Source organism: Streptomyces sp. 378 (genome assembly GCF_030124145.1).
Taxonomy (GTDB): domain Bacteria; phylum Actinomycetota; class Actinomycetes; order Streptomycetales; family Streptomycetaceae; genus Streptomyces.
The window spans coordinates 16,750-35,021 of record NZ_JASKMS010000008.1; the positions used below are offsets into that span (position 1 = coordinate 16,750).

Below are 18,272 nucleotides of genomic sequence, written 5' to 3' on the forward strand. Positions count from 1 at the left end.
GGGCGGATGTGACGGGGGTGAGTGTCCTGCCGGAGCTGCGCTACCCGACGGTGACCGAACAGGTCTCTGCTGCCCGGGCGTTGACCGCTCAGCGCCCCGGAGTGTGCACCCTGCGGCAGGTGGGTGCCTCACGCGCCGGCAGACCTCTGCACCTGCTGTCCGTAGGCCGCGCCCCTCGCGCGGTACTGGTGGTGGCCGGCGCCCATGCCAACGAGCCGACCGGCTCCTGCACCCTGCTCGCGCTCGCCCGGCGGGTCCTGGAGCAGCGGGAGCTGCGCGACGGCATCGCGTGGCACTTCCTGTTGTGCGCGGACCCCGACGGGGCGAGCCTGCATGTGACGCCGGCGCCGCGCAGCCTCTTCGACTACCACCTCGGCTTCTTCCGCCCCGCGGGCCCGGAGCAGCCCGAGTGGGCGCCGTCGTTGCTGCCGCCGGACCGACTGCCGCCCGAGACCCGGGCCCTGACGGGCGTCATCGACGAGCTGCGCCCCTACCTCCAGGTGACGCTGCACGGCACGGACCTGGGCGGCAGCTGGGTGCAGTTGACGAAGGACGTCCCGGGGCTCGCCGAGCCGTTCGCGAAGTCGGCGGCCGAGCTGCACATCCCGGTGGAGACCGGTGCGTCGGACGCCGCGGGCTGGCCCGCGTCCGGGCCGGGCGTGCACGTCATGCCCGCGCCGGAGATCGGGCCGGCGTACCCGAGCCTGCCGGACGACGCGCGGCACAGCACCTGGTACCACACCCACCGGTACGGCGGGCTGACCGCGGTGGTCGAGGTGCCGATGTGGGCGAGCGACCTGGTCGACGACCCGGCTCCGCATCCTGCTCCGGCGGCGGCGATCGGGCGGCTGGCGCGCCGGCTGCAGAGCGACGCGCGGGAGGTGACGCGGGTGCTCGACGGGGCGCTGCCCCGGCTGGCGGACCTGGACGGGCCGTTGCTGCGGGCCGCCCGGTGGGGGTTGGAGCTGGTGCCGGGTCTGGCCGCGGACCTGGTCCACACTCCGCCCGCCGATCTCACCCGCGCGTACGTCGGCAGTGTGGACGCCTTCGCGCGCCGCGTGCCGCTGCGGGCGGCGGCCATGCTGCTGCGGGTGCTGCGCGGGACCGACGACGAGGCGGCGAAGCAGTTGGAGGGGCTCGTCTCGACGTGGAGCGACGCATTCGCGGAACGTTTCCGCGCCCGCTGGGTGCCCCTGGAGCACCAGGTGGAGCACCAGTCCCGCACGGTCGTCGCGGCGGCGCTGCACGCCCGCGAGAGGGCTTCGTAGCGTCGCGGGTCCGCGCGGCGGGGTGCTCCGGACACCGCGGGGCGCCCCGGCCGTTCCGCGTTCTCAGTCCCGCTGCACCGGCACGGTCTCGCCCGAGCCCGAGCCCGAGCCCGAGCCCGAGCCCGAGCACGCGGGCGCGTGCCGTCCGGCCAGCTCGAACGCGGCGAGCACCACGCGCATCTGGTACTCGGCCTGGCGGGCCACCGGGATCCAGCGCGCCCGGCAGCCGTCGCGGTAGTCGGCGCACCACGCGTCGATCAGCCGGTCCAGCTCCGGCAGCGCCCCGGCCGGGTCGCTGCCGGCGGCCCGTACGAGCTGGTGCAACAGTCCCGCCGTGCGCAGGGCGAGCCGCCGCCCCGAGATGCGCAGGGCGACGAGGTGGGCGGTGCTCAGCGCGGGGAGGGGGTGGGCCGGGCTGTCACCGGTGTCGGGGTCCCAGGCGTCGGCGAGGCCGGGGCAGACCAGGAGGTAGTCGTCGACCGGGGCGAGCAGGCGGGCCGCGTCGGGCACGTCGGCGAGGTGCGGTCCGATCCGGGTCAGCAGGTGCCGAAGGAGGCCCGTGTCGTGGCGCAGGATGCGGCTGACGGCCCGCAGCACGGCGTCCCGGTCCGCGGGCGGGGAGTCGTCCGCCACGGCCGTCACGCCCCACATGGGCGCCTCGACGACCGCGGTGACGGTGCCGTGCCGGTAGGGGTGGAACCACGTGGACTCGACGGCGGCCTCCGTGATGGCCGCGGCCAGGTCGGCCCGGCGCGGCGGCGGGATGCGGTAGACGGCGGGCCCGAGGCCGGGCCAGTACAGGGCGTCGTAGGCACCCAGTTCGCGGGGGATGCCGAGCCGGGCGGCGATGTGGGCGAGACGCCGGTCGAAGCCCGGGAGGTCGTGGGTGAGCTCGACGAAGCCGCCGCCGATGTCCACGCCGTGCAGGGAGCACTGGAGGAACGGGCGCAGTTCGTCCTGGAGGCCGAGCAGGGCCCGGGTCTCCGGCAGGGCGGCACCGGCCGCGCCGTCGGGCAGCCACTCGGGCTGCTCGAAGAAGCCGGGCCGGAAGAAATTCCGGACGTACCGGCCGAGCGTGTAGGGGCCGGCCAGCCAGCCCTCGTTGCGGCGCGAACCGTCCGGGTCGAGGCACAGCAGCAGGTTCCAGGTGGCGTCGGCCCTCTCGGTGAGCCGCGGGTCGGCCAAGGTCCGCTCGGCCAGGCGCAGCACGGTGGCGCCGCCCACCGGTTCGTTGGCGTGAGGGCCGGCGACGACCAGGGCCTGGCGGCTGCCGTGGCCGACGGAGAGCAGCCATAGGGGGGTGCCCGCGCGGGACGTGCCGACCCGGCGCAACCGGGCGTCACGGGGGTGGCGGGCGACGAGGGCGGTGGCCCGGGCGCCCAGTTCGTCGACGGTCGGATAGCGCGGGAGGGGCGGCAGGGCACACCTCCCCCATGCGGTGCCGTCGGTTCACCAGGTGTAGATGGCGTACGCACAGTCAGTCACGACTTCAGGGGTACGTCAACACCGTGAACGGCAAAGGCGTTTCGGCCACGCTTCCGCGACCGGCACGCGGTCATGCCCAGGCCAGCGCTGGGGCGAGGCTCTGTTTCCGGTCAGCCGGCCGACAACCGGAACGTGATCCGGCCGAAGCCCACCTGATCCCCCTCGCGCACGACGGCCGCGCCGACGACACGCCGTCCGTTCACCGTCGTGCCGTTGGTGGAACCGAGATCGCGCAGGACCCACAGGCCCCCCTGGTGACGGAGTTCCGCGTGCACGCGGGAGACCGTCTCGTGGTTGAGGCGCAGTCCGCTGGCGGGGTCGCGGCCTATGCGCAGCGGATGGCCGTGCGAGGGATGCGGCAGCAGCAGCTTGGGCAGCCGCTCGGACTGCCACGCCCTGCGCATGCGTACGGTGAAGCCCGAGACCGCCTCGACGGTGCCGAACACCAGGCGCGAGAACCGGCTCTCGGTGCGCAGGTCGGCGGTGAGCACGGCGAGTTCGTCCGGGCGGCGGGCGGCGAGCGCCAGCTCCATGCGCCGGACGAACGTGTCATGGGACAGGCGGCCCATGGCGACGCCGTCACGGAGTACCTTCAGCGCCCGGTCGCGCTCCGCGTCGGAGAGCCGCGCGGGGAACGTGTTGAACTCGAAGGACGACGTCACCCTGGTGATTGTCGGGCAGCGCGGCCGGGCTGTCCAGAAAGCGGGAAACCCGGTGCCACGCGCGCGTAACCGGCGAGACCCGCCGCAAAAGGGTGGATGCACCGGCGGATTGATCTCGTTTGACGCACCATGGACGGGCTACATCACGGTGAGCAGACGAAGGGGAACCGTCCGTGCAGTTCGAGGTGTGGGCACCACAGGCCGGCCGTGTGACGCTCCGGTGCGACGACGTCACACGCGCGTTGGAACGCGATCCGGAACGGGCGGGGTGGTGGAAGGGCGAGGCCGAGGCGCGCGACGGGTCCCGGTACGGCTTCGCGCTGGACGACGGTCGCGTGCTGCCCGATCCGCGCTCGCGCCGGCAGCCGGACGGCCCGGACGGGCTGAGCGCCGTCGTCGATCACGAGCGGTACGCGTGGCGCGCGCGGTGGCGGGGGCGGCCGCTGCCCGGCGCGGTGCTGTACGAGCTGCACGTGGGGACGTACACGCGCGAGGGCACCCTGGACGCGGCCGCCGAGCGGCTCGGCCATCTCGCCGAACTGGGCGTCACCCACGTGGAACTGATGCCACTGTGCCCCTTCCCGGGCACGCACGGCTGGGGCTACGAGGGCGTCTCGCTGTGGGCGGTGCACGAGCCGTACGGCGGTCCCGAGGCGCTGAAACGCTTCGTCGACCGGGCCCACGCGCTCGGCCTGGGGGTGGTGCTCGACGTGGTGCACAACCACTTCGGGCCCTCCGGCAACTACCTGCCCGTCTTCGGGCCGTACCTCACGGACACCCACCACACCCCCTGGGGCGCGGCGGTCAACCTGGACGCGCCCGGCTCGGACGAGGTGCGCGCCTTCCTGATCGGCAGCGCGCTGGCGTGGCTGCGGGACTACCGGCTCGACGGACTGCGCCTGGACGCGGTGCACGCGCTGGTGGACACGCGCGCCCATCACTTCCTCGAGGAGCTCTCCACCGCCGTCGACGCGCTGGCCGAGGAGGTGGACCGGCCGCTGTTCCTGGTCGCCGAGTCGGACCTGAACGACCCCCGGCTCATCACCTCCCGCGCGCAGGGCGGTCTCGGGCTGCACGCGCAGTGGAACGACGACTTCCACCACGCCCTGCACACCACGCTGACCGGCGAGTCGCAGGGCTACTACGCCGACTTCGCGCGTGCCCCGCTGGCGGGGATCGCCAGGACCCTCACCGGCGGCTACTTCCACGACGGGTCCTATTCGAGCTTCCGCCGGCGGCACCACGGGCGCCCGCTGGACCGCACGCGGGTGGCCGGGCACCGGCTGCTCGGCTACAGCCAGACCCATGACCAGGTCGGCAACCGCGCCCAGGGCGACCGGCTTTCGGCCCTTCTCTCGCCCGGGCTGCTGGCGTGCGCGGCCACGCTGGTCCTGACGGCGCCGTTCACGCCGATGCTCTTCATGGGCGAGGAGTGGGCCGCGGGCACGCCCTGGCAGTTCTTCACCGACCACACCGACCCGGAGCTGGCGGACGCCGTACGGCGGGGCAGGCGGCGGGAGTTCGCCGAGCACGGCTGGAAGGAGGAGGACGTTCCCGACCCGCAGGACCCGGCGACCCGGGACCGCTCCTGCCTCGACTGGTCCGAGCCGGAACGCGAGCCGCACGCGCGCGTGCTGGCCTGGTACCGGCGGCTGCTCGCCCTGCGCCACGAGCAGCCCGACCTGACCGACCCCGACCTCGCGGACACCAAGGCGGCCTACGACGAGGAGCGCCGCTGGCTCGCCTTCCGGCGCGGAGACGTGCTGGTGGCGGTGAACCTGGCCCCCGGGGCGGCCGAGCTGCCGCTCGGGGTACCCCACGCGAGCGTGCTGGCCGCGTGGGAGCCGGTGGACCCGCCCGGGGCGGACGGGGTGGTGCGGCTGTCCGGGGAGTCGGGCGTGGTGCTGCTGCGGGAGTGAGCGCCCGGCGGGTCGGCGCGGGTTCGCGTCGCGCCCCTCGATGACAGCCGTGCGGGACGGGGTGCCCGGCCCGCTACAGGGCGTCGTCCGCGTCCCCCAGGTCCGTCACCCGCTCCAGCAGGATCGGCTCCCATGCGCGGCGCAGCCGGGTCCCCGGGAGGGCGGTGTCCTTGCCGGTGAGGGCCTCGGCGAGATGGACGACGGTGTCGCAGCGGGCGAGCCACAGGCCGCGCAGGCAGGGGCGGGCGCCGTAACCGGCGAGGGTGGCGGCGCGGACGGCGGCGGGTGAGCCGACGGCGAGCGCGAGGCCCGCGATGTCCTCCGCGGGGTCGCCGACGACCGCGCCGGCCCAGCCGAGCACGCCGCGCACCCGGCCGTCGGCGCTGACCACGAGGTGGCCGCCGGTCAGGGAGTGGTGGGTGAGGACCGCCGTCCCGGGCTGGGCGGCGAGCTGGGCGGCGGCGGGCGGGGTGAGCTGGTTCAGGCGTGCGGCGTCGAACTCGTCGGCTGCGGCGAGGCGTTCGGCGGCGCGCACGGCGGCCCGGCGCAGGGCCTCCAGGGAGCGCGGCGCGGCGCGCGGCACGCCGAGCGTCTCGGCCTGCCGCACCGGTACCTCGCGCAGGCCCGTGAGGAGCGCGGCGAGGTCGGCCTCTCCGACGGCGGACACGTCGTGCTCCTCCCCCGAGCCGCCGGGCACCTTGGTGTCCAGCGTGTAGGCCAGCCCGGGCTCCCACTCGCCGTGCGCGACGCTGGCCGGCACCGCCATCGGGACGTGCGGGCGGACGAGGTCGCGCAGGCGCAGCTCACGTCGCTGGCGCAGGGAGGCCTCGCGGTCGGGGGCCAGGCGCAGCACGTGGCGGGTGCCGACCCACCAGGTGACGGGATCGGTGCCCGGCGTGGCGGGGCGGACGTCGGGGCCGGGGCCACTCCCGCCCGGGCGGGAGTCCTTGCCGCCCCGGGCGTCCTTGCCGTCCTGGGCGTCCCGGGCGTCCTTGCCCTCCTTGCCGTCCTGGAGGAGGGAGAGGACGAGCCGGCGGACGGTGTCCGCGGTGGGTGTGGGTGCCTGGGTCATGATCGTGCCGTTGCCGTTCGGGAGGCGGGCTGGGGACATCGGGGCCTCACTCCACTATGACCAGCTCGCGCGTGGTGGTGTTCAGGCGTCGGCCGCCGTCCTCGGTGACGGTGACGATGTCCTCGATGCGGACCCCGAACCGGCCTGGCAGATAGACGCCGGGTTCCACGGAGAAGCACATGCCGGGCACGAGGGGCCGCTCCTCGCCCTCGATCATGTAGGGCGGCTCGTGCGTGGTGACGCCGATGCCGTGTCCGGTGCGGTGGATGAAGTACTCGCCGTAGCCGGCGTCGGTGATGACCGCGCGGGCGGCGCGGTCGACGTCCTGGCAGGCGGCACCGGGCCGCACCGCGCGGAAGCCGGCCTCCTGGGCCTCGCGCACGAGGGCGTGCACGCGGCGTTCCTCGTCGGCGGGTTCGCCGACGTGGACCGTGCGGGAGGTGTCGGAGCCGTAGCCGTCCCGCAGGCCGCCGAAGTCGAGGACGACCATGTCGCCGCGGGCGATGACCCGGTCGCCCGCCTCATGGTGCGGGTTGGCGCCGTTCGGGCCGGAGGCGACGATGGTGAAGTCGACCTGCTCGTGGCCGTGCCGGCGCAGCAGCCGGTCGAGGTCCGCGGCCACCTCGGATTCCCGGCGGCCGGCGAAGGGCAGGTTCCGGATTTCCTCGAACGTCGCGTCGGCGGCGGCGCCGGCAGCCGCCATGAGGTCCAGTTCGGCCGCGTCCTTGACGGCGCGCAGCATCGGCAGGGCCTCGGTGAGCGAGGCGTAGGAGCTGCCGGGCAGGGCCTGCTGGAGGGCCAGCAGGTGCAGGGCCCAGGCGTTGTCGCTGATGCCGAACCGGCCCTTGGAGTCCACGAGTGCGGCGGTGGCGGCGTAGGGGTCCTTGCCGTCGGTCCAGTCGCGCAGGGTCAGGGCGGCCGCCCCGGCCGCCCGGCGCGCGTCCGGGGCCTCCAGGGCGGGGACGACGAGGACGGGGTCCTGCCCGGCGGCGAGGACCAGCAGGGTGAGCCGTTCGGTGACCGCCGGGGGCGTGTAGCCGGTCAGCCACACCAGGTCCGGTCCCGGGGTCACCAGCAGGCCCGCGAGGCCTGCCTCGGCGGCCGTGCGCGCGGCCCGCTCCATGCGGGCCCGGTAGTCGCCGGCGGTGAACGACGCGGCCGTGCTTCCGGTCATCCGGGCCTCCCAGGACGGACGAAGGGGCTACGGGCAGCATCCTGCCCGCCCGGAGGGGGCGGCGCGAGCCGTCCGCGGGTATTCGGCCCGGGCACCCTGCCTAACGCCAGAGCGCTGCTGGAGCATTAGCTCTAATGCTTAGATACTTGTCTTCCATTAGTTATCGACAAGGGGGCGTACGACGGTGCTGGTACTCGCGCACATCAGTGATCTGCATCTGGACGGGAGCGCGCGGGCGACAGAGCGCGCCGAGCGGGTGCGCGACCGCCTGTGGGAGCCACCGGGACACGTGGACGTGTTGCTGGTGACGGGGGACATCGCGGACCACGGCACGGAGCCGGAGTACGAGGAGGCGGCCCGCATCCTGGGGCTGCACACCGGCGACGCCCCGTTCCCGGTACTGACCTGCCCCGGCAACCACGACAGCCGTACCGCCTACCGCAAGGCGCTGCTGGGCCGGCCCGGGGCCGGGGGGCCGGTCGACAGCGTGCACGTCTTCGGCGACGGCGCGGTGCTCATGTGCGACTCCAGCGTGCCGGGCCGCGACGACGGGGAACTGGACGAGGAGACGTACGACTGGATCGAGACGACCCTCGACGGACTCGACGACGGCCTTCCGGCCCTGCTCGCGTTCCACCACCCGCCGGTGCCCCTGAACCACCCCCTGCCCGACGCCCACCCCTTGCGGCACGCGGACCGGCTGACCGTCCTGCTGGCCCGCCGCCCCCAGGTCGCCGGGCTGATCACCGGCCACGCCCACACCCCCGCCGCCACCATGTTCGCCGGGCGGCCGCTCGCCGTCGGGCCCGGGGTGACGTGGACGCTGCGGCTGCCCTGGGAGGGCGAGCAGGTCGCGGACCGGGACGCGCCGCCGGGTACGCGTTCCATGTCCTGGACGACTCGGGGCGGCTCACGAGCCACTTCCGGGTCGTGACCTGAGGGCGCGCCTCACGCGGCGACCGCCGGTACGAGCGTCAGCTGCTCGTAACCGCCGCCGCGATGGCGGACCGTCAGCCTGACCTCGGAACCAGGGTGGGCGCGGGCGACGGCCCGGACCAGATCGGCGGCGGTGTCGATCCGGGTCCTGCCGAAGGCGAGCAGGACGTCGCCACGCACCAGACCGGCGGCCTGGGCCGGGCCGGGGACGTGCAGCCCCACGACCACGGCACCCGGCTTGCGGGCGTCCATGACCTGCACGCCGAGGGTCGCGGTGACGGGCTCGGCGGGAGCGGCGGAGGGCGAGGGGCCGGGGCCGGGGAGCGACGGCGTGCGCCAGGCCCGCGGGTCGAAGCGCCCGTCCTGGCCGGCCACGGTGACGCCCATCGCCCCGAGGCCGATCCCCGACAGCACCAGGACCGCGCCGGCGAACCCCGCCAGCAGGACGTTGAGGAGCCGCCGGCCACGTCGCCGGGCGGCGTGCGGGCGGGGCCGTGACGGGCCGGGCCCCGTCGCCGGCGCGGCCGACCCGGGTTCCTGACCCGGCATCGGCTTGGGTCTCAGCGCTGTCTGTTCCATGGCTCACCTCCGGATGGTGCCGATCGCCTCCGGCGGATCCCGGAGCGATCACGGCAGGTGCTCTACCCGGCACATCGGCGGCCGACGAGTCACGAACGAGTGAGACTGAACGGGGCCCGGCGCGGTCACGGAGAAGCGCGGAACGCGGACACGGCTCGCATCGCACCCGGTCGCCGGATGCGGTACGAGCCGCGGAAGGGGAGGGCCAACCCGGCAGCCCGAGCGCCACCCCCGCCTCAACGCAAGACGGGCACCGGCACGGCCCCGCAGGAACGGGAAAGCCAACCCGGCACCCCGAGCGCCACCCCCGCCTCAACGCAAGACGGGCACCGGCACGGCCCCGCAGGAACGGGAAAGCCAACCCGGCACCCCGAGCGCCACCCCCGCCTCAACGCAAGACGGGCACCGGCACGGCCCCGCAGGAACGGGAAAGCCAACCCGGCACCCCGAGCGCCACCCCCGCCTCAACGCAAGACGGGCACCGGCACGGCCCCGCAGGAACGGGAAAGCCAACCCGGCACCCCGAGCGCCACCCCCGCCTCAACGCAAGACGGGCACCGGCACGGCCGGGGGGCGGTCCGGGAGGAAGCCGTGGGCGCGGCGGGACAGCCACGCGTCCTTGTAACGGTCCACCTCACGGTGCCAGTTGAGGATGCCGGACATCCAGTTCCGCAGGTCCGCCACATACGTTCCCATCGCCGCGCGTGCCTCCCGCGTGAGCTGGAAGTCGTCGTACAGGATGGGCAGTTCGTGCTCGACGACGTGCTCGAACTGGCGCATGCGCCGGCTCATCAGGTCGTGCACGATGCCGAGCCCGGTCGGGTAGTCGCAGCCGAAGAAGGACTGCACGACGAGGATCGCGTTGTGGATCTCCCCTTCGAACTCGATCTCCTTCTGGTACGAGAAGACGTCGTTCAGGAGGCACGCGAAGTCCATCGCGGCGTTCTCCAGGGAGCGGACCGGGCCGCTGCGGTAGACCTCGGGCGGGACGGCCGGGCCGTGTCCCATCCGGCACAGGCTGAGGGTGAGGTCGGAGCCGAAGGTCGCCCGGCGCATCTCCAGGTAGTCGACCGGGTCGGGCACGCGGTTCTGGAGCTGGTTGGACAGCTCCCACACCCAGCTCTCGGTCATGACGTTGATGGCGTCCTTGAGGGTGCGCCGTGTCTCGGGCGTCATCTCGGCGGTGGTGCGCGCCCACAGGTCGGCCAGGCCGCGCTCCATGGCGTTGACCGGGATCGGCGGCTCCTCCTGGGCGATCGGCATGCAGTCGGACAGGCGGGCCGTGGTCAGGCGGGCGGCGGCGAGGTCGCGGCGGTGGCCGTAGACCAGGGGGTAGTAGTCGTCGCCGTAGGTGCCCCAGGCGAGCCATTGCGCGCTGAGGTCGAGGGCCTCGGGCGTGGCGTCCGGGTCCAGGCCGGCCGAGCAGAGCGGGAGGTCGTAGGCCCGCAGCTTGTCCTCGTCCCAGACGCCCTCGGCGAGGATGCCCATGCGTTCCACCCAGGCGCGCAGGCTGCGGCGGGAGTGGTCCAGGTGCGGGCTGAGCTCCAGCGGGAACGGCATGCGGATGTCGGGGATCCGCGACGGCCCGACCTTCTGGTACGGCACGTGCGTGTAGGAGCGCAGACGGTCGGCTCCCGCCGTCGCGAGCAGGGCGCGGACGTCGGCGGCGGAGGTGCCGATGCCGGTGCATCCCGGCCATGGGCCGCCGCCGCGCACCGCGTTCTCGTTCATGTAGCGGCTGGAGCGCAGATGCCATTCGTGGCCGCCGGACTGCCAGTCCTGCAATCCCTTCGTGTACGCCGCCACGGCCGCGACCTCGTCCGGTCCGAGCCCCTTCTCCAAGGCCACCGCGGGCACTTCGGTGAACGCCGTGTGCTCGAACTGGTGGAGGCGGGAGGTGAGGATGTCGTTGACGGTGTCGGCGGCCTGCTGCGTGGTGCAGCCGAAGAAGGTCTCCAGGACGAGCACGCCGTTGCTGTTCTCGCCCTCGTCCTCGACCTCACGCTGGTAGGAGAAGAGGTCGTTGCGCAGGTGCACGGCGTCGGCGAACGTCTCCATCAGCACGCGCAGCGGCCTGGTCGCGGCCACCGCGGCGGGCACTTCGGCGGTCGCGTACTCCACGAGACCCGCCGACCAGGGGGCGCCACCGACCTTGCGGCGCATCTCGATGTACTCGACGGGGTTGGCGATCCGCCCCTCGTTGATGTTGGACAGCTCCCACATGGACTCGTTCAGCAGGTGCTCGGTGGCCACGGCGAAGCGGCGGCGCCAGTCCTCGGACATCGTCGGTACCGTGCGCGCCCACAGGTCGGCGAGGCCCGCCTCGACCGGGTTCCGCGGTTCCGGGACGGGGGCCGACAGGTCCAGCGGCATGAACAGGGGCAGCCGGTCCAGGTGGGCCTTGCCGGCGGTGCGGTCCTGGCTGCGCTTGTACATCTCCAGGAAGTGGTCGTCGAAGAAGAAGACCCACACGTACCAGTCGGTGATGAGGGAGAGGGCGGGGGCGTCGCAGTCGGGGTGGGTGTAGGCGCAGAGCAGGCCGTAGTCGTGCGCGTCGAGGTCGGCCCGCTTCCAGACGCCGGATCCCTCCAGCATGCCCATCTCGCGCGCCCACTCGGTCGAATGGGCACGGGCCTCGTCGACATGCGGGTTCAGCCGCGCGGGGTGCGGCAGGTAGAAGTGCGGGAGTTCGAACGGCTGCGTCATGGCCGGGCCCTACCCGGCGCCCCGCGGCGGCATCCGCCGGGCCGGACATGATCACACCATCGCGTGAATCGGAGGCGAATGCGGGCTCTCCACGCGGCCGTTGTGGCGTTCGCCCCTCAAGGCCCTGCGGGCCGAAGGTGCCACCGCCCCCTTACCCGGCCTCCCGTACCCGGATCTCTACCGGGCGTCCCGTACCTGGATCAGCGCGTGCGTGCCACTGGTGCGCCAGCGGTGGTCCTCCGCCGCGACGAGGGCGGCCACGGTGTCCGCGCCGAGGCCGGTGATCACATCGGACTTCAGGGTGCGCAGGGCGGCGACCGGGCCGGGGAAGTAGCCGGTGACGTCCGCGAAGGAGGTGGTCGGGGCCCAGCGCCGGTCGCCCACCAGACGGCGGTAGTTGAGGTCGCCCTTGACGATCGTCAGCGTGGCCGACGCGAACTCCGCGCGCAGATCGCCGGGCATCTCCTGGTACGGCAGCGGGGCACAGGAGAAGGGATGGGCGCGCAGGGCGAGACGGTCGTCGGCCAGGGCGGACCACAGCCGCCGCCCGTACGCGGCGGCCGCTCCCCCGGCGCCGGTCAGCCGGCGCAGGGCGTCGACGACGTCGGCGGTGGTGGCGTCGGAGACGTAGTAGGGGTACGGCTTGACGTGCAGGACCGCCCGTCCGATGCGGCCGCTGTCCAGGAGATGGGCGATGAGGAGGAGATCGGGGACGAGTTCGCGGCCCGCGTTGTCGGCGACCAGGCACAGGGTGCCGTCCCTCGGGCCCGGGGTGTCGAGCAGTGACCAGAGCCGGTCGCTGTCGTCGGCCACCAGGCCGGGAGCGGCGTCCGCGTCCCGCGCGCCCTCGGCGGAGAGGCGGAAGCCGAGGTCGGCGCGGTTGCCCCAGAGGGAGCCGTGCAGCAGGGCCTGTGCCTGTTCGGCGGCGGGCCGGCCGGTGAGGTCGTCGAGTGCGGCGAGTTCCTCGTCGGTCTCGGCGGAGTCGAGCTCGGCGCGCTTGAAGGGGCGGAAGGGGTCGATGCCCTGCCAGGGGCCCGGGCCGAAGTAGCCGACGGCCTGGAGCAGTCGGCGGTAGAACCAGCTCTCGGACCACAGCCACGGTACGTCGAACCAGGACCGGCCGGTGTACGCGCGAAGTCCCCAGCTCTCCCAGTGATCCCGGTCGGGCGCGTCGGCGGGGAGGGGTTCGATCGTGCCCTCGGTGCAGTTGGCGAGGAGTTCGTCGAGGGCGCGGTGCTGGGCCGGCTCGTACGGGAAGGCCTCGCGGACCTGCTTGATGATCGCGGGGTGCCGCTCGGCCAGCACACTGTGGGGGAAGGAGCCCGGCTGATTGCCGAGGAGCACGGGGGCGGAGGGGATGTCGGGCATGGGCCTCACCGTAACGCGCGTGCGCGGGTACCGGACGAGCCGCCCGGCGCTCCGGTCACACCGGTGCGATCTCCCGCTCCAGACGCGCGGCCAGGCTCAGATAGCGGGCGCGGCGGGTCACCGGGACCAGGCCACGGATGAGTATGTTCCACATCTCGGCCGTCCGACGGGGTTGGCGCGCCACCGGTTCGCGGGAGCGGCCCACGACACGGGTGCCGACGAAGAAGCAGACCAGCGAGTGGGCCACGACGTCGATGTCGATGTCCGGGTGCACGTCGGACTCCTTGACCGCGCCGACGAGCCGGGCCGTGACGATGTCCAGCCACTCCGTGAACGGGTGGCTCAGGGGCGGCCGCGGCCGGATCCCGCCCGTGGCGAGCCGCAGACCGGCCCGCAGCACCGGGTCCTCGACGGACATGCGGGTGATGCCGAACGTGAGGCGCATCAGCGCCTCCAGGGAGGTGTGGCCGCGATGGTCGGTCTCCGTCGCCAGCCGGCGAGCGGTGTGCGACTGGAGTTCGAGGATCGCGTGGGCGAGATCCTCCTTGGCCGCGAAGTGGAAGTACAGGGCGCCCTTGGTGACGTGGGCGTGTTCCACGATGTCGCTGAGACTGGTCGATTCGTAGCCGCGACGGTCGAACAGGTCGGCGGCGGCCGTGATGATCGTCGAGCGGGTCTGCTCGGCTCGCAACTGCCTCGCCATCGACTGAACTCTCCCGGGACGGAAATGAACGGGTCATGCCGTTTGTTTTTACCCCCCGTACACGATAACTCACCCTGAGACGGCCCTCATCACACAAGTATGCCGGAGTGCGGGTGCACATCCGGCAAAACAAACGCGACCGGTGAAAAGAAACAGCGGGTTCGGTATCTAACGGTGGGATGTGGGGCCGAACGCAAAGGCGGGCCGGCCGGTGCCCCATCCGCACCGGCCGGCCCGCCCGCTGTGTGGCCTGCCTTGTTCAGCGTTCCCCGAAGAGGATCAGAGTGCTCAGAAGGTCAGCTTCCAGCTGTTGAGCGTCCCCGTGTCCTGCGCCGCGGTGTCCTGGACGCGCAGCTTCCAGGTGCCGTTGGCCACTTCGGCGGAGGCGTTCACCGTGTAGGTCGTGTTGACGTTGTCGGCGGAGTCCGACCCGGCGGACTTCAGGCGGTACGCCGAACCGTCCGGCGCGACCAGGTCGATGAGGAGGTCACCGCGGTAGGTGTGGGTGATGTCCACGCCGACCTGGAGAGCCGAGGGGGCGTTGCCGCTGCGGCCGGTGACGCTGATCGACGACTCGATCGCCGCGCCGTCGTCCGGGATGGCGACGGCGGTGGTGCTGGAGAAGGTCGTGCCGGTGGAGGTACCGCCCTTGACGGCCTGGACCGTCTTGGCGGCGTCCGCGAGGCCCGCGCCGCAGCCGCCGGAGCAGGTGCCGGGCAGGGGACGGGCGTTGGCCTTGACGGCCGACTCGATCTGCGCCGGGGTGAGGGCGGAGTTGGCCGACTTCATCAGGGCGGCGAGGCCCGCGATGTGCGGGGCGGCCATGCTGGTGCCCTGGTAGTGCTTGTAGCTCTCGCTCGACGGCGTCTTGGTGCCCGAGTTCAGCGTGGACAGGATGCCGTTGGCCGTGGAGGTCCGGGTCTCACCGCCGGGGGCGGCGATGTCGACGGCCGAGCCGTAGTTGGAGTAGGAGGCCCGGCCGCCCGCGCGGTTGGTCGCGGCGACGGTGATGACGTTGTTGCAGTTCGCCGGGGAGGAGTTGGCGGCGTTCTGGTTCTCGTTGCCGGCCGCGACGACGACCGAGGTGCCTCGGTTCACGGCGCCGTTGATGGCGCTCTGCGTGGCGGTGGAGCAGGCCCCGCCGCCGCCGAGGCTCATGTTGATGACCTTGGCGACGTTGGTGTTGGCGGGCACGCCGGAGACGCTGCCGCCGGACGCCCAGGTGATGGCGTCGATGATGTCGGAGTCGTAGCCGCCGCACTTGCCGAGGACACGGACCGGGGAGATCTTCGCGCCGTAGGCGATACCGGCGACACCCTTGCCGTTGTTGGTGGCGGCGGCGATGGTGCCGGCCACGTGGGTGCCGTGCCAGGAGGAGGTGGACGCCGGGATGCCCGCACCGCACTCGTTGGCGTTGTACCAGTCGCCCGGGTCGGCCGGGTTGCTGTCACGGCCGTTGCCGTCGACGCCGACGGCGGGGTCGGAGATGAAGTCGTAACCGCCGACGATGTTCGCGGCCAGGTCGGAGTGGGCGACGTAGCCGGTGTCGATCACGGCGACGGTGACGCCGCTGCCGGTGGTGGTGTCCCAGGCGCCGGGGACGTTCATGCCCGCGGTGGACTCGAACAGGTCCCACTGCTTGCTGTACTCGGCGTCGTTCGGGGTGACGGCCGTCGGCTTGTTCAGGCGGTCCGGAACGACGTAGGCGACCTGCGGGTCGGCCTGGTACGCGGCGACGACGTCGGCGACGGACGCCCGGGTGGTGTCGGCGCCCAGGTCGACGAGGGCGGCGCCGGTGCCGAGGCGGCGCTGGAAGTCGACGTCCTCGCCCGTCTTCTCGGCCTTGGCCGCGGCGTCGGCGGCGGCGGCCTTGTTGGACGTGGCCTCGCCGGCGCCGGACTTGTAGCCGACGATGAGGCGCTCGGCCGTGGTGCCGGGGGCGGCCTCGGTCTGTGCGGCCGGGACGGCGGCCGGGGCGGGGACGGACTCGCGGGCGACGGCGACCGAGGCGGGGGCTGCGGTCAGCAGGGCCGTGGAGACGACGGCGACGGATATCAGCTTCCGTCGGAGCTCTGGGGAGATACGCACGGCGTTGCCTTTCGTGGCCGGACTCCGGGCTGGGCGGAGCGGCGGTGGAGTCGCTTCGTCCTCGAAGCGGAGGGGGGTGGTTCGAAAAGCGAAGAGCGACGCGATGGCCGGCCAGGCGCGAGACAGCCGCTGACCCGTTCGGGGTTACCTGTGGGTCAGCTGTGCTCGAACGATAGGCAAAGGGAAGGTCATCGGGATACGGGGGAAACCCTCGATCCGGTCGCCACGCGACCCTCTATGGCGGGCAGTTGAGCGCTCAATGGACCCTTTTCGAGCAGGTCGTGGCGTGATGAACGCACCGGGCCGGTTTCCCGTACTGCATACCGAACGTCACCGCCCCGGCCGAGGAGACGCAGACGGATGTCTCGTAGACCCGCACACCGCACCGCCCTCACGGCCGCTCTCGTGACACCGCTGCTGCTGCCGTTGTGGACGGCGGGGACGGCCCGGGCGCACGGCGCGCCGACGGACCCGGTCAGCCGGGTGGTGGCCTGTTCCCCGGAGGGCGGTGACCGCGCCGGCTCGGCGGCGTGCCGTGCGGCCGTCGCCGCGAACGGGGCGCCCTTCACGGCGTGGGACAACCTGCGGGTGGCGAACGTGAACGGCCGGGACCGCGACGTCGTCCCCGACGGGAAGCTGTGCAGCGGTGGGCTGCCCGCCTACCGGGGACTCGATCTCGCCCGCGCCGACTGGCCGTCGACGCGGGTGACACCCGGCGCGACGCTCACGATGCGGTACGTCTCGACGATCCCGCACGCGGGCACGTTCCGGATGTATCTGACGAAGCCCGGCTACGACCCGTCCGGGCCGCTGTCCTGGTCCGATCTCCCCGGGAAGCCGTTCGCGGAGGCGACGGACCCGGCCCTGACGGACGGCGCGTACCGCTTCGAGGCGACACTGCCGTCCGACCGGGCCGGGCGGCACGTGCTGTACACGGTCTGGCAGAACAGCAGCACGCCGGACACCTATTACTCGTGCTCGGACGTGGAGTTCCCGGAGACGAAGAAGAAGGAGCCGCAGCCGACGGAGGAGAGGGAGAAGAAGCGGAAGAAGCCGCGGGAGGCGCAGGAGCCGCAGCCCGAGCGGAAGGGGGAGGCGGTGAGAAAGGAGCCGGCGGCCGGCCCTGCCGCGCACACCCCCACCTCGCGCCCCCGGGGCGACCGGACGCCCCTGGCCGGTACCTCCGGCCAGGCCTCCGGCCCGTCCGCGCCCATGCTGGCGGGCGGCGCCGCGGCGGTGCTGTTGCTCACCGGCGGCGCCGCCCTGGCCGTACGGCTACGGCGACGCTGAACCAATAGACCCCGCGGTTCAGTTGACGTGGACGGCGACGCCGCCCGCGGTCACCGGGGCGTACTTGGCGGTGAAGAACGCGTTGGCGAAGCACAGCGACGAGCCGGACACCTTGGTGAAGTGCTGGTTGCTGAAGGAGATGCTGTTGTCGGCGTTGTTCGCCGTGCCGGTCAGCCCGGGGGCCTGGTAGACGCAGGTGATGGAGCCGAGCAGCGTGCGCAGCTTGACGGTGGACTGGACGGTGGAGCCCGCGGCCGGGGTCACGGAGACGTTGCCGTCGGAGGAGACGCTGGTGGTGTAGGGCAGGTTGTCGACGGTGATGCCGCTGACGCCGAGGACTCCGACGACGTTGGTGCTACAGCCGCTGGTGTCGAAGCTGTGCTGGGTCAGGGACTCGGTGGCGGTGCCGGGGGCGGCCGGGTTGTCGGTGACGGTGGCGGAGAACGCCGACTTGGTGCAGGAGATGCCGCTGGTGCCGGTCGCGCTGGAGTAGAAGGTGGCGGCGGTGCCGCTCGCCAGGGACGCGTCGAGGACGTCTCCGACCGCGACGGCCGCGCCGTCGGTGGTGGTCAGGACGGGGGTGTCGGCCGCGGAGGCGGGGGCGGCGAGGCCCAGGGCGGCGACGGTGGCGGTGAGGGCGAGGAGGGTGCGTGTACGCATGCGGGTGTACCTCTTTCATAGCGGGGGTGTGGGGTGGGGGTGCGCCGGGCGTCCGCCGTTGCCGGCTCGTCACGCCTTCTCCGTACGTGACGGGCCGGCAACGGCAGGCCGGTCACCGGCCGCAGGCCCACACGGGAAGGGACCTGCGGCCGGGCCGGGCGGGGGGTGGCTGGTGGCACGGCTCCACGGAAGCGGCCGTGCCGTGGCGGGGGGACTCGGGCGAGGGAAAGCCCGTGCGGACGCACCGGGTGACGAGCTGTCCGTGCGGACGCACCGGGTGACGAGCTGCCCGTACGGGGACGAGCGGGTCCGGGGCACGCGGACGGTGCCGCGCGGCGGATCCGGCGCCACGGATCCGGCGC

At 73.2% G+C, this 18,272-nt stretch carries 13 protein-coding genes and 1 pseudogene; 4 read left to right on the plus strand and 10 right to left on the minus strand.

Going from position 1 to position 18,272, the window contains the following annotated elements; all coding sequences use genetic code 11:
- The first annotated feature begins 17 nt into the window (after positions 1–17).
- Positions 18–1,268: a M14 family zinc carboxypeptidase gene (locus tag QNO09_RS13455; RefSeq protein WP_283970381.1), complete on the plus strand. Its 1,251-nt coding sequence runs from the start codon at positions 18–20 to the stop codon at positions 1,266–1,268.
- Positions 1,269–1,331: 63 nt separating this feature from the next.
- Here QNO09_RS13455 and QNO09_RS13460 read toward each other — a convergent pair whose 3' ends face one another.
- Positions 1,332–2,687, minus strand: coding sequence for a M14 family zinc carboxypeptidase (locus QNO09_RS13460; protein ID WP_283970584.1), 1,356 nt, complete (start codon positions 2,685–2,687; stop codon positions 1,332–1,334).
- 176 nt (positions 2,688–2,863) lie between these two features.
- Positions 2,864–3,415 (minus strand): FHA domain-containing protein, encoded by a 552-nt coding sequence (locus QNO09_RS13465; RefSeq protein ID WP_283970382.1) that lies wholly within the window; start codon positions 3,413–3,415, stop codon positions 2,864–2,866.
- Between the two features lie 173 nt (positions 3,416–3,588).
- On the opposite strand from QNO09_RS13465, the gene treZ reads away from it, so the two are divergent.
- A complete protein-coding gene (gene treZ, locus QNO09_RS13470) occupies positions 3,589–5,334 on the plus strand; it encodes a malto-oligosyltrehalose trehalohydrolase (protein ID WP_283970383.1) in 1,746 nt (581 codons plus the stop codon).
- Between the two features lie 73 nt (positions 5,335–5,407).
- Here the strand turns inward: treZ and QNO09_RS13475 are convergent, their stop codons facing one another.
- Positions 5,408–6,406 (minus strand): aminoglycoside phosphotransferase family protein, encoded by a 999-nt coding sequence (locus QNO09_RS13475; protein ID WP_283970585.1) that lies wholly within the window; start codon positions 6,404–6,406, stop codon positions 5,408–5,410.
- Between the two features lie 46 nt (positions 6,407–6,452).
- The gene (locus QNO09_RS13480; protein WP_283970384.1) at positions 6,453–7,580 is read right to left on the minus strand and encodes a M24 family metallopeptidase; all 1,128 of its coding nucleotides are present in this window, start codon (positions 7,578–7,580) and stop codon (positions 6,453–6,455) included.
- Between the two features lie 184 nt (positions 7,581–7,764).
- On the opposite strand from QNO09_RS13480, the pseudogene QNO09_RS13485 reads away from it, so the two are divergent.
- Positions 7,765–8,519, plus strand: a pseudogene (locus QNO09_RS13485) (phosphodiesterase).
- Between the two features lie 9 nt (positions 8,520–8,528).
- Here QNO09_RS13485 and QNO09_RS13490 read toward each other — a convergent pair.
- The 5 genes from QNO09_RS13490 to QNO09_RS13510 form a co-directional block, all read right to left on the minus strand.
- On the minus strand, positions 8,529–9,095 hold the full coding sequence (locus QNO09_RS13490; RefSeq protein ID WP_283970385.1) for a PDZ domain-containing protein: 567 nt from the start codon (positions 9,093–9,095) through the stop codon (positions 8,529–8,531).
- Between the two features lie 540 nt (positions 9,096–9,635).
- The gene (cyc2, locus tag QNO09_RS13495; protein WP_283970386.1) at positions 9,636–11,801 is read right to left on the minus strand and encodes a germacradienol/geosmin synthase Cyc2; all 2,166 of its coding nucleotides are present in this window, start codon (positions 11,799–11,801) and stop codon (positions 9,636–9,638) included.
- Between the two features lie 177 nt (positions 11,802–11,978).
- Positions 11,979–13,169, minus strand: coding sequence for a damage-control phosphatase ARMT1 family protein (locus QNO09_RS13500; protein WP_283970387.1), 1,191 nt, complete (start codon positions 13,167–13,169; stop codon positions 11,979–11,981).
- Positions 13,170–13,224: 55 nt separating this feature from the next.
- Positions 13,225–13,872 carry a ScbR family autoregulator-binding transcription factor gene (locus QNO09_RS13505; protein WP_283970388.1) on the minus strand — a complete coding sequence of 216 codons (648 nt, stop codon included), beginning with the start codon at positions 13,870–13,872 and terminating at the stop codon, positions 13,225–13,227.
- 288 nt (positions 13,873–14,160) lie between these two features.
- Positions 14,161–15,960: a S8 family peptidase gene (locus QNO09_RS13510; RefSeq protein ID WP_283970389.1), complete on the minus strand. Its 1,800-nt coding sequence runs from the start codon at positions 15,958–15,960 to the stop codon at positions 14,161–14,163.
- Between the two features lie 360 nt (positions 15,961–16,320).
- On the opposite strand from QNO09_RS13510, the gene QNO09_RS13515 reads away from it, so the two are divergent.
- Positions 16,321–17,250 carry a lytic polysaccharide monooxygenase gene (locus QNO09_RS13515; protein WP_283970390.1) on the plus strand — a complete coding sequence of 310 codons (930 nt, stop codon included), beginning with the start codon at positions 16,321–16,323 and terminating at the stop codon, positions 17,248–17,250.
- A gap of 18 nt (positions 17,251–17,268) precedes the next feature.
- On the opposite strand, the gene QNO09_RS13520 is transcribed toward QNO09_RS13515, so the two are convergent.
- Entirely contained in the window at positions 17,269–17,910 is a 642-nt protein-coding gene (locus tag QNO09_RS13520) for a Tat pathway signal sequence domain protein (protein ID WP_283970391.1), read from the minus strand.
- Positions 17,911–18,272: the final 362 nt, after the last annotated feature.